Origin of the sequence: Shewanella putrefaciens (assembly GCF_016406305.1) — a bacterium.
Classification (GTDB): Bacteria; Pseudomonadota; Gammaproteobacteria; order Enterobacterales; family Shewanellaceae; genus Shewanella; species Shewanella putrefaciens_C.
On the sequence record NZ_CP066369.1, the window covers coordinates 587,557 to 599,253 of the forward strand.

The window sequence follows — 11,697 nt, forward strand, 5'->3', positions numbered from 1 at the left end:
CCACTGAACTATAGAGTCGTGCCATGGGCGGTTAGTCGTGCCAAGGGCGGTTGAGGAAATACACATGGCTTTTCATCACGCACAACATTCACATTCGCTAAACCAGAGTTTGTCTGAGCTTAATGGCGATATTAATGTTTCTTTTGAGTTTTTTCCGCCATCGACCCCCGAAATGGAACAGATACTGTGGAATTCTATCCGTCGTTTAGAGCCGCTGAATCCAAAGTTTGTGTCTGTGACCTATGGCGCTAACTCAGGTGTGCGCGACCGCACCCACGGCGTGATTGAACGTATCCAGCAGGAAACCGACCTCGTTGCCGCGCCGCACTTAACCTTAGTGGATGCCAGCGATGAAGAGCTATTAGAACTGGCGAAACATTATTGGAAATCGGGCATCCGTGACATAGTGGCACTGCGTGGTGACTTACCCGCGGGTAGCCCAAAGCCAACTCGATTTGCGGTGGATTTAGTGCGCCTGCTGCGCTCGGTGGCGGACTTTGATATTTCGGTTGCCGCTTATCCAGAAGTGCACCCAGATGCTGCTAATGCACAGGCGGATTTGATCAACCTTAAACGTAAAATCGATGCGGGCGCGAGCCGTGCGATTACTCAATTCTTCTTCGATGTCGAGTCTTACCTGCGTTTTCGTGACCGCTGCGTTGCCGCCGGTATCGATGTGGAAATTGTGCCCGGCATTCTGCCCGTAACTAACTTTACCCAGCTAAAACGCTTCGCGGGCATGACCAATGTGAGTTTGCCGAGCTGGCTACATAAGCAATTCGATGGCCTAGAAAACGATGCCGGAACCCGCCAGTTAGTTGGGGCCAACGTGGCTATCGATATGGTGAAGGTGTTATCCCGTGAAGGGGTGAAGGATTTCCACTTCTACACCTTAAACCGCGCCGAATTGACCTATGCGATTTGCCACACCTTAGGGGTGCGCCCAAAGGTGGTATAACCGAATCAAACTCCCATAAAAACGCCGCTAAGATAGCGGTGTTTTGTTTTGCTCAACCCTCAACCTTAATTCCTAAATCCTAAACTGAGCAAGGAGTGTGGTTAAGCGCATCGACAGCTGTGCTAACTCGTCTCCCGCCCGTGCGGTTTGCACGGCACTCTCGGTGGCATTGGTCGTAATATCATTAATATTATTGATGTTTTTATTAATTTCTGCCGAGACAGCGCACTGCTCGTTGGCGGCGCTGGCAATTTGAATGTTCATTTGGCTAATGGTGGACACTGCTTGGGTAATGGCCTCGAGCGCTTCACCCGCCTCGTGTACCAGCGAAACACAGTTTTGCGTGGTGGCGGTACTGGTATTCATGGTGCTGACGGTCGATTTGGCGCTATGTTGCAGCGTTTCAATCATCTGCTGAATTTCGGTGGTTGAGGTTTGAGTACGACTCGCGAGTGTCCGCACTTCATCCGCCACCACTGCAAAACCACGGCCTTGTTCCCCCGCACGGGCGGCCTCAATGGCGGCATTGAGGGCGAGTAAGTTAGTTTGGTCGGCAATATTGCGGATCACTACTAATACCGAGTCAATCTGCGCGGTATTGCGCTCCAGTTCGTTGATAGCTGTGGCGGCATGGGCTATTTCATCCGCAAGTAGGCTAATGGTCGAAATGACCTTTTCAACCAGCAACTTGCCATGTTCAGTCGATTCGCTGGCATGGGTTGCGGCATCGGCGGCATCAGTCGCATTATGGGCAACTTCTTGCACCGTTGCCGCCATTTCATTCATCGCGGTTGCCACTTGTTCTGTCTCAAGGTGTTGCCGTTTTGCCATTTGCTGGGTTTCATGGGTAATGGCGGACATTTCTTCGGCCGATGTCGCCAGTAAGCTAGTTGAGTCAGATACTTGAGCGACAGTCGCGTGGATCTTCTCTGCAAAGCGATTAAAGGCGAGTGCAAGCTGCGCGATTTCGTCTTTACTCTTGACTTCAATCCGGCGGGTTAAATCGCCTTCACCTTCGGCAATGTCATTGAGTGCATTGGTTGTTTCGGCAATTGGACGGGTAATGCTCTTGGCGATAAACCAGGCAATCGCGGTACCGATTAAGAAGGCAATAAAGCCTATTAAAATAAGTTTTAAACGAATATCGGACATAGCTTGTTCAGAGTGGCTTCTGTCCAATGCAATATCTAGCACACCAAAGGTTTTGCCCGAGTAGTCTTTCATCCCGTGGCGATACAGGGCGTAGCTTTTGCCGTCTAAATCGATTGTGCGAATCACTTCAGTACCTTGCATCACCTTATTGAGTTCGCTAGAAGCGTGGGTGTCTGTGGTAAAGGTGCCGCCAAAGGGAACAAAGTTGCCGTCCTTAGGGAGCAAAAGAGTTATCTCAGCTTGGTAGGCATTTTTAAAATTATCGAAGAAGGGCTGGCCAAATGACATGCCAAACTCCACCGAACCCGTATGTTGCCCTTGGTAATTCATCGGCACGAGACCGCGGATGCCTAAGCCTTCAACACCGTATTCTAAGCCGCTGAGGGGGTGTTTTTGGGTGTTAGTTTCGACAATGGTTTTACGGATCGCGGTGAGGTCATCGCCAAATTTTTCAGGGCGATGCAGGCGCAAAAAAGAGGTAGCAGGTGGGGTGTGAAACTGAAATTGCTGCACGGCAAAATCTTGTTTTAGGCGTGTAAATAACGCTTGGGTGCGTTGTTGTAGTGCTTCACGGTCGCGCTCGGCAAAATTGCTTTGGATCTCAGGTGTTAATGAGATTAAGGTTGCCATTGCCTGCGCTCTTTGTCCCGATGAGACGATATTCGCCACGGCGGTTTCGTAGAGCTTATGCAATTCTCGTTGTTCAGATTCCCTTATTTGGCGGCTGAATTCCGATAGCACCAGCGGCATGATAAAGCTCATCACCGCAAATAGCAGTAGGCTAATGCCTAACACTATCCGAGTGCTAATGTTTAAATTCTTCACAGCGAACCTCCCAGTATCCGTATGTCTGCCTGATTATCTTTTTAAATAGTATAGATATACCAGTTTTTATATTTGCGAGCGCGTGAACCTTTTTTAGTTGTTTTTCAGTTTTTTGCGGATTTCGTGGCAGTGTGCACAGATCTTTTTGGATCAGAAAATATTTACTTAGCCTGCTAACTAAGTATAATGCTTAGCAGGCTAAGTAAACTGGTGAGCGTGATGCAAACAGAATTAGAGCGTTTAAAGGAGTTATCCCTCGCGGAACATTTAGGGCGTCTCCATCGACTGTGGCGTACGGTCGCAGATACTGAACTTGCGCCTCTGGGATTGACCCACCCTAGGTGGACGGCACTGTGGAAGCTGCTGCGCCTTGGCGACAATATCAGCCAAAAAGTGTTGGCCGATGCGCTGGAGATTGAACTGGCTTCTTTAATGCGGACTTTAGGTCAAATGGAGGAGCAAGGTTTGGTTGAGCGCCATTGCTGCGCCAAGGACAAGCGGGCCAGAATTGTGAGCCTGACGCCCGCGGGTTTGGCTGTGTTAAAGCAAATGGAAGCGCGAATTATTCAAGTGCGGCGCGAGTTGCTCTCAGGGATCAGTGCCAGCGAACTCAGCGAATTTGAGCGCATTATTAGTCTGATCAGTGATAACGCCTTAGCCAAACTGACTAAAACGACCGAAACCTTTAGCGAGAAATAAGATGACACCGGATCAACAATTTGCCCGCTTAGTCAAAATTGCCATGCTCGGTTTTGCATTGGTATTTGGCTATTTTATGTTTGCCGACACTGTGATGCCATTAACGCCGCAAGCCATGGCGACTCGAGTTGTCACTAAAGTGACGCCGCAGATCAGCGGGAAAATCCAGACCATAGCCGTGACGAATAACCAAGCCGTTGCCAAGGGAGACTTGCTGTTTCAAGTCGATCCAACCCCCTATGAGTTGGCCGTATCACAGGCTAAATTGGCCCTAGAGCAAGTTCGCCAAGACAATGCCGAGTTAGATGCTTCACTCTTAGCGGCCAAGGCGGATGTGAATGCCAGCCGAACCACTGCGGAACAAAAACGCCGAGAAGCAAAGCGCCTCGATGCCCTATATGCCACCCACGGCGTATCGCTGCAACAGCGGGATCAGGCCGATAGTGATGCCGATGCGGCAGAAGCGAATCTACTCGCGGCCAATGCCCGCCTCGAAAAACTTAAGGTTAGCCGTGGCGTTTATGGTGAAAATAACCTCAAGGTGCGCCAGGCTAACAACCAATTAGAGCAAGCGGAGCTGAATTTATCCTATACCCAAATTCGTGCCGATCAGGATGGGATAGTGACCAACCTGCAGCTCGAAGTTGGAAGTTTTGCCGCTGTTGGCCAACCTTTACTCGCATTAGTCTCTGATAAATTTGATATTATTGCCGATTTTCGTGAAAAAAGCCTAAGGGGTGTTAATGCCTCTTCAACCGCGTTGATCGCCTTCGATGGTGACCCCGGCCGTTTATACCGAGCGACGGTGAGCAGTGTCGATGCTGGGGTGAGTGCGGGGCAATTTGATGCCAATGGTCGTTTAGCGGCGCCACAGGAGTCGGATCGTTGGGTCCGTGATGCCCAAAGACTCAGATTGCACTTAATTTTAGATGGCGATGGGATGAAAGACCTACCCGCAGGCGCGCGCGCCACAGTGCAATTGCTACCAGAGAACAGCCTATTTGGCTTGCTCGCTAAGGTGCAGATTAAGGTGATTAGCCTGTTGCATTACATCTATTAATATAGGGCGAAGAGCATGTTACTACGCCATAGCCCATTGACGGCCAATGACTTACGCCAGTGCTTACGCATTGCGACAGGGGGGACGATAGGTTTTACCCTGTGTAAGATTTTTGGTTGGAGTAACGGGGTATTTTTCACTGTCACCCCTATGTTATTACTCGGGTTAGTGCCTGTGATGAGTGGCCACGCCATGCGCCAGTTATTGGCCTCATCGGCGATGGCTGGATTAGAGGTTGGGTTGCTCGGCGGTTTATTTGGCAGCCATCCCGGCTTGATGACTCCCATAGTGTTTTTGCTGTTTTTATATCGGTTTGCGGCCATGTCCCGCGGCAGTTTGTTCCTCTTTGGCGCCAACGGTGTGCTCAGCTTAAGTATCATGCTGCACTTTGCCAGTTATCCCGGGGTTGATTTAAACGATTTAATCTTCAGTAATTTTTGGGCGACCGCACTGTCGGTGGTTATCGCCTACGCTATGACGGTACTCTGGCCCGATGTCGAGCCAAGGGCCGCTTACAAACCTGGGCCTAAGGCGCCACATCGGATGCGTCACGAAGCTTTGCTCGGTGCCAGTATTGCGACCTTATCCTTCTTGGTGTTTCAAATATTTGATCTGCGGGATTCGATGTCGGCGCAGGCAACGACCCTGTTGCTGCTATTCCCAATGCATTGGAATGGAGCACTCGACTATGCCCGTAAGCGTGCCATAGGGACTCTGCTGGGGGTGGCGTTTGGGGTATTAGTGCAGTTGCTGCTCTATGATTGGTCAGGCTTATTGATATTAATCGTGCCTCTGCTGTGGATTGGGCTGATGATTTTTAGCCAAGCCCATGTCAGGGAAGCCAATGGCTCTGGTGTCGGTTTTGGGGCTATGACCACACTCGGCATCCTATTTGGCCAATATCTGACTCCGGGTAATGACTTAATTTTTAGCGCGCTTTATCGGGTGAGCAGTATTTTTGTGGCGATAGTCGGCACCTTATTCCTCTGTTACTTGATCCATAAGTTATTGAATAGTTTTGAATCGACAAGGTTTGGTTATTAACAAACTAATATTAGATTTTTTTAATGCTTGTCCCTCGGCCCTTCGAGTAGTAAGGTACTCGGGATTCGTTTAGCGTCAGCTAGGCGTGTGAGCACTTAACTTAATAAAACCTCCTATGCTTAGAGCCTAACTCTCTTCAAGGATAGAAAATGAATATTAAAATTAAAACATTAGCCACAGGCTTAACACTATTAAGCGGTTACGCTATGGCATCGGTTGCCCTCGCCGCAGAAGCAACCGCAATCCCACAACCGGCACAAATCTGTGTGACTTGCCACGGAGTGGAGGGGCAGGGAATTGAACCTCTCGGCCCTCGATTAGCCGGATTATCAAAAGACTATATCACGACGCAATTGCAGCATTTTCAGGCGGGCGTTCGCCAAAATGCGACCATGATGCCGATGGCGATGATGCTTCAAGGTGATGGTATCGAACAAGTCGCCAGTTATTTCTCCACTAAGCCAACCGCTGACGTCAAGCCCGTTATCCGCGGTGAGCAGGTTACTTTTAGCGATGATACCGCCCGTTTAGCCTACCAAGGTGATTGGTCCCGTGGTTTACCCGCCTGCGTGACCTGCCATGGTCCTTCGGCGCTGGGTGGCGGCCTATTCCCCCGTTTAGCGGGTCAACAGGCGAGTTACATCAAAACGCAATTATTGGCATGGCAGGCTGGCACCCGTAAGGGGGATGTCGATGGCATGATGGCAAGTGTTGCCAACAAGCTGACCGCCGCCGAGGTTGATGCCTTAGCGAACTACTTTGCTAATTTGAAATAAGGAGCTGGCCATGAAATATTCCGCAATGTTATTACTGGCCGCGCTGGGGCCGTTAACCGTGCAGGCGCAAGCTGAAACGGAGCCAGTGCAAGAGCGCCCAGATAAGCAAGCTCCGCTGCCTGCTTTCCCTAAAGTTGCCGATCAAACCTATCTCACCCCTAGGCCTTTGAGCGCTATCCCCGAAGGTGCCTTTGGTGACAAAGTGCGTTTAGGTTATCAACTGTTTGTGAATACCCAGCAGTTGCGTGATAAGTATGTGGGTAACGAGCTTAACTGCGCTAACTGCCATATGGATGCGGGCCGTAAAGCCAATGCATCACCCCTCTGGGGCGCTTATTTTGCTTATCCGGCCTTTCGTAAAAAAGACAATAAAGTCAGTAGCTTTGAAGAACGCATCCAAGGTTGCTTTAACTATTCGATGAATGGTAAAGCTCCGCCAGCGGGGAGTCCTGAGTTAGTGGCGCTTTCTGCCTACGCTTATTGGTTAGGCATGGGTGGCTTGATGGATGAAGCCAATCTTAATGGTCCAGTACCAGAGTTAAGCGATGCTGAGCTTGTTAAAGGTGGTAAACGGGAGGATTTCCCTCTCCCAGAAACCTTGGCTAAGGCAATGACAGTTGAGCAGCGTGCTAATCTGCCGGGCCGAGCTTACCCTGAGATCCCTAAACCCGAACAAGCCTATTCACCCGAACGTGGCAAAGCCGTGTATGTCGCCCATTGCCAAACCTGCCACGGTGTTGATGGTCAAGGTCAAGCCATTGCGGGTGTGTATGCTCTGCCGCCTTTGTGGGGACCTCAAAGTTATAACTGGGGTGCAGGAATGCACAGGGTCAATACCGCCGCATTTTTTATCTATGAAAACATGCCCTTCGGTAAGAGTATGCAGCTAACGAACCAACAGGCTTGGGATGTAGCGGCTTACATCAACTCCCACGAACGCCCACAGGACCCTCGTAACAAGGGTGATGTGAAGCAGGCGCAGGAAAAATACCATAATGACAGCGATTACTATGGTGTCGAGGTCGATGGCAAAGTGTTAGGCACTCAGGCCTACCCGATTTTTCCTAAGAAGTCCTAGTTGAGTCGCTGAGATTCACTGTTCTCGCGGTGAAATAAAGCGAGTTAATAAATAAAGCAGAAAAGCCAGTAAGCCTACAGTCTTGCTGGCTTTTTTATTGGTCAAACATGTGTTGGTCAATTGTACTGGGCGCTCTGTGATTTCAGGGTATTAATATTTAGTGGTTTAGCCCGCTAGTATCGGCTTGTCATGGCATTGGCTCGTCGACACGGTGAATAGAAATCTAGGGTTTCTACGATTATGAACGAGAGCCATGGATGGCGAACTGGCTGTTAAATATGGATGTTGTTCAAGTCCATCATCCGTTGATGCAGGGCCACCCCGTCTGATGTGAAAGGATTCACAAATGCCTCGATGGCATGGATGCCAAAAAGCGGCCATGGGGCGGACGGTCGCCTCGCTAATCACCATGACTCGCCTTTCGAGCATTAGTGTGATCTGTTGATCTAAAGTACACAGAGAATTTAGTCATGGGTGGCTTATTAAACTTGTTTCTGGATGAAAAATGTTGATAGCACACTGAGATTGATGCTAACTTATTGGCATAATTGAATTATTTATTCTTATCATTCCAATGTCCAACTCTATTAGAGTTGGGTTTTATTAGAAGAGTGGGTAATACACTGTTATGTTTCCGAGAGAGTATGGACGCACATAAAGATCAAGCTTTGAGGAAGAAATATTCCTCAGCATTAATGTCAAACCACAAATGGCGTAAACTCTTTACTGTCATGGCGGAGCATGGTTCAGAACTCTCAGGCATTGAGTACCGTTTCACTGACACCGAGAATATCCTTTATGGTCACGCACCATCATTGCAACAAGTCTGGGAGTCAGCGATCGATGATCCAGTTGAGGGTGCCGGAGGGCCTGTAGAGTATAAGCATATCGAGTCCATACTAATTCCATATGCATACTCATATCGCGCATACGAAAATGCTCCTCTGCAGAAGCGCTCACTAAATATTGACGCGTTCCTCGCAGCTTTGGAGAAAGTCGGTAGCTTCCCAATAACAGAGACAGAAAGCGGTATCGTATTCCATGGCTATAAAACATAACAAATCAATCAACTTCGCGCCTTCGGCGCCGGATGCGTAAAAAGCGCGCGCCCGGTTATTGAGGCGTCATAAGGCATTCGAGATATGAGCGAAGAAGAACAATTTGTTGAATGCTGCACTCATGGAAAGCAACAAGCGACGTATGTATGTCAACATATTGTGCAAAGTCTTCGAGATGGCCAGCCCAGAGGTTTTTGGTCTGCTGAACCAGAGCCAGACGATCAGCGGCCAGATTCATGGTGTAGTGCTTGCGAGGATAAAGTTAATAGCACTGGCGGAGAATGGAATGATGAATCCGAGGAATTCGCTGGTGTAACTTTATTATGTGGTGCTTGCTACGACCGGGCAAAGAAAATGAACCCAAAGAAATAGCTATGGTGCATGTGCCTTATAACAAGTTGCTGTTGTCGCCGCTGCACGGCTGGGACCTCCGCGCCTACACTACGGCCCCAAAGCAAAGCGCTATGCGCTCAGAGAGAAAAGATGAAACCAATCATCACTAGCTACGATTGCACTGATCATGATCCAATTGATAAGTGGCTGCCGGATGACTTTTGTGATGTGGATGTTTGGGTGAATTTCACAATTGGTCCTGACTGCAAAGGTGGAGACAATTTTCAAGTTCGTGTCGTCACGCCAAATAATCTACAAGGCAAAGACTCAGCAAAGCACGCAATCATTCTTAATGAGTACAGTTGGCCAAAGGTTCTTGCCGCTGTAGAGGCAATTCTTGAGCAATGCCAAGGTACAAGCTGGGTTGGTATTAGCAAGCAATTATCTCAGCTTATGTACTGGGAGTTCGACAATTATCAACCATATATAGGGGCATAGTCGTCGGACATCTGACAGGCACAGAACTTTGCAACTCCGAGGGGAGGGGGAACTTCTGTAGTCTCGGTATTGGTTGTTAATCCCAAAAGAGTTATGTCTGCCCCATCTTTCGTCTAAAGAGCTGGGAATCTTCAATAAAGAGTCTTCAACGTTCCCCTCAGCAACTTCGCCGGGAAAGGTGAACTTTGTAGTCAATGTGTGGGATGTTCATCCTGAAAGAGTAGTGCCAGTTCTACCTTGCCACATGCCACATTACATACCGCACTGAAATGTTTCTCGGTACGTAACGCCTCATTTTTCAGTATGAAAAATATTGATAACTCACCTGGTTCGATGCTAAGTTGCTGGCAAATTTGAATTATTTATTCGTGCCATTTCAAAATATCACTCGTTACAATTCGGGTTTTATTAGAAGTGCTGGTAATACACTGTTAGCTGCCGTAAAGCCTTTAATAAGCTTTGTAAGAAAAAGGAAAATTTTATGAAAGCACTTTTAATATCAATAATTCTATTCATCTCAGGATGCACGACTTCCTTATGGATACCCTCCTACAAGCAGGAGTTGGTTGATGGCTTTTATGTCAAAAGTGACACAGATGAGTTGTTTGTGACCACTTCGAACTCAGCCTATCTTTTTGACATAGATAAAAATTTCGGAGAGACGCTTGTTTTGTCAAGAAAAGTAGATTTTTACCCCACATTCAATGATTTCAAATTAAATAAAGACAATACTATTGAGGGTGCTATTTCATTAACTCTTCTGGGCGATAAACCGTCTTCAGAATTAGAAGCTCAACTCTTGTCTCTCGGTTTTAAAAAAGACGAATTCTTAAAACGGTTTAGACTTACTAAAAAAGTTAAAGGAAAACGATATCTTGTAGAAGGTGACCTGCCATTGGAAAAGCTTGCAGAAAGCCAAAGTATTGCTGTTGCTCAACCCCCTACTTTTACAGAAACTGCGGGTAAAATAATTGCTACGCCCGCAACAATCGTCATCGATTCAGTTGTTGTGGTTCCAGCTGCCTTTATAGGAGTTGCCGTTATAGGGAGCGCTGTTATAGGGAGCGCCGTCATGGAGGCTGGCGGCGGTTAACAAATTGGACTTTATTGAGGACTTTATTGAGACATCCATAGTTAAATTTAGCGACAGGTATACTCGGGAATTAACGAGATCAAGTACTTGCATGGAAGAAAGATCGGGCAGGCATAAATTTCTTCTGGGATGGGCTAAAGCCCGCAGCTTAACCAAACGTTAGGAGTTAAAAAATGGATGAGCTCCGATACTACCGGGAAGCCTTGAGTAAACAAGGTAGCAGCACAGAGACTGTTGACCGTCTCGTGGCTCAAATAGCCTTGTCCAGTACTATTGAGAATACACAAGCTCTGCTCGGTGCGCTTGAACCAGAGGCCAATAATTTAGGTTGGCCTCTAGATCGTGATTATGCCGCTGTCGCTTTGCAGTACTAAGTAGACCAAGCAGTTCCAGAGGTTGGTAAGGCAATGCTTCAGTTCGCTCTCGGCCGTGCAGAGTGGTGCGCTTCTTGTGCCACAGCTGGCGGCGAAGGCATAGCTAGGTCACGGCATGTACAAGAGCTAGAGGCGCTGATTCGTGCACACGCCTAACAATCTGCGTCATTCGGGGCCAGCAGTCCCTGCGACGCTCACAAGTTCGCGCGCATGCGCGGGGCATTAGCAACCAAAGGGAGAAGGTATGCAAAATATCGATAACACCAATACACTCACACGCGGTGAAACAGGAATTATTGCAGGGGTGTGTTCTGGCCTAGCAGAATATTATGGGCTGCGTAAAAACGGTCTCCGTGTAGCATTTCTTATTACCAGTTTTTTCTTTGCTATTCCGGTTCTTGCCTATATTGTTTTATGGCTGGTGCTACCCAAATATCCAACTAGCCAAGCAGTAGCCCGCCAACTTAGGCGTAAATCGAAACAGAGGCAAGGTGTTGGCAGCTAACTCGTTGCTTAAGTTACTTTGCTAGCTCAGGCGGGCACAGCGGGACTGTCGTTAAGTACTAATTTAAAAAAGGAATTTTCTAATGGATTTAAACGCAACTCTCTGGGGACAAATTTTCTTCGTTTTAGCTCTAGTAGTTATATTTTTCACAGTAAGGTTTGCACGGGGCAAAGCAAACAACATACCGTTGGTCAGCATTTATGCATTCCTACTCAATTTTGTATTTCCGCCTGGTGGTTGGATT

General features: G+C 48.0%; 13 protein-coding genes. 12 read left to right on the top strand and 1 reads right to left on the bottom strand.

What is annotated here, in order from left to right:
• The first annotated feature begins 64 nt into the window (after positions 1 to 64).
• The gene (gene metF / locus JFT56_RS02595) at positions 65 to 958 is read left to right on the top strand and encodes a methylenetetrahydrofolate reductase (RefSeq protein ID WP_198782169.1); all 894 of its coding nucleotides are present in this window, start codon (positions 65 to 67) and stop codon (positions 956 to 958) included.
• A 72-nt stretch (positions 959 to 1,030) separates the two neighbouring features.
• Here metF and JFT56_RS02600 read toward each other — a convergent pair whose 3' ends face one another.
• Complete coding sequence (locus tag JFT56_RS02600) at positions 1,031 to 2,935, bottom strand: methyl-accepting chemotaxis protein (protein WP_198782170.1); 1,905 nt, start codon at positions 2,933 to 2,935, stop codon at positions 1,031 to 1,033.
• 219 nt (positions 2,936 to 3,154) lie between these two features.
• Here JFT56_RS02600 and slyA point away from each other — a divergent pair, with 219 nt between their 5' ends.
• The 11 genes from slyA (at position 3,155) to JFT56_RS02655 (ending at position 11,453) form a co-directional block, all read left to right on the top strand.
• Entirely contained in the window at positions 3,155 to 3,634 is a 480-nt protein-coding gene (gene slyA, locus JFT56_RS02605) for a transcriptional regulator SlyA (RefSeq protein WP_198782171.1), read from the top strand.
• A 1-nt stretch (position 3,635) separates the two neighbouring features.
• Positions 3,636 to 4,694 carry an HlyD family secretion protein gene (locus tag JFT56_RS02610; protein WP_198782172.1) on the top strand — a complete coding sequence of 353 codons (1,059 nt, stop codon included), beginning with the start codon at positions 3,636 to 3,638 and terminating at the stop codon, positions 4,692 to 4,694.
• Between the two features lie 15 nt (positions 4,695 to 4,709).
• Positions 4,710 to 5,738 (top strand): DUF2955 domain-containing protein, encoded by a 1,029-nt coding sequence (locus tag JFT56_RS02615; protein ID WP_198782173.1) that lies wholly within the window; start codon positions 4,710 to 4,712, stop codon positions 5,736 to 5,738.
• A 149-nt stretch (positions 5,739 to 5,887) separates the two neighbouring features.
• On the top strand, positions 5,888 to 6,514 hold the full coding sequence (locus tag JFT56_RS02620; protein ID WP_420136010.1) for a c-type cytochrome: 627 nt from the start codon (positions 5,888 to 5,890) through the stop codon (positions 6,512 to 6,514).
• Positions 6,515 to 6,524: 10 nt separating this feature from the next.
• Positions 6,525 to 7,592, top strand: coding sequence for a c-type cytochrome (locus JFT56_RS02625; RefSeq protein ID WP_198782174.1), 1,068 nt, complete (start codon positions 6,525 to 6,527; stop codon positions 7,590 to 7,592).
• A gap of 644 nt (positions 7,593 to 8,236) precedes the next feature.
• Entirely contained in the window at positions 8,237 to 8,650 is a 414-nt protein-coding gene (locus JFT56_RS02630) for a hypothetical protein (RefSeq protein ID WP_233095561.1), read from the top strand.
• 84 nt (positions 8,651 to 8,734) lie between these two features.
• A complete protein-coding gene (locus JFT56_RS02635; RefSeq protein ID WP_198782175.1) occupies positions 8,735 to 9,022 on the top strand; it encodes a hypothetical protein in 288 nt (95 codons plus the stop codon).
• 111 nt (positions 9,023 to 9,133) lie between these two features.
• Entirely contained in the window at positions 9,134 to 9,481 is a 348-nt protein-coding gene (locus tag JFT56_RS02640; protein WP_198782176.1) for an Imm8 family immunity protein, read from the top strand.
• 481 nt (positions 9,482 to 9,962) lie between these two features.
• Positions 9,963 to 10,574: a hypothetical protein gene (locus JFT56_RS02645; protein ID WP_198782177.1), complete on the top strand. Its 612-nt coding sequence runs from the start codon at positions 9,963 to 9,965 to the stop codon at positions 10,572 to 10,574.
• Positions 10,575 to 10,747: 173 nt separating this feature from the next.
• Positions 10,748 to 10,948 carry a hypothetical protein gene (locus JFT56_RS02650; RefSeq protein WP_198782178.1) on the top strand — a complete coding sequence of 67 codons (201 nt, stop codon included), beginning with the start codon at positions 10,748 to 10,750 and terminating at the stop codon, positions 10,946 to 10,948.
• A gap of 244 nt (positions 10,949 to 11,192) precedes the next feature.
• Positions 11,193 to 11,453: a PspC domain-containing protein gene (locus JFT56_RS02655; protein ID WP_198782179.1), complete on the top strand. Its 261-nt coding sequence runs from the start codon at positions 11,193 to 11,195 to the stop codon at positions 11,451 to 11,453.
• Positions 11,454 to 11,697 lie beyond the last annotated feature (244 nt).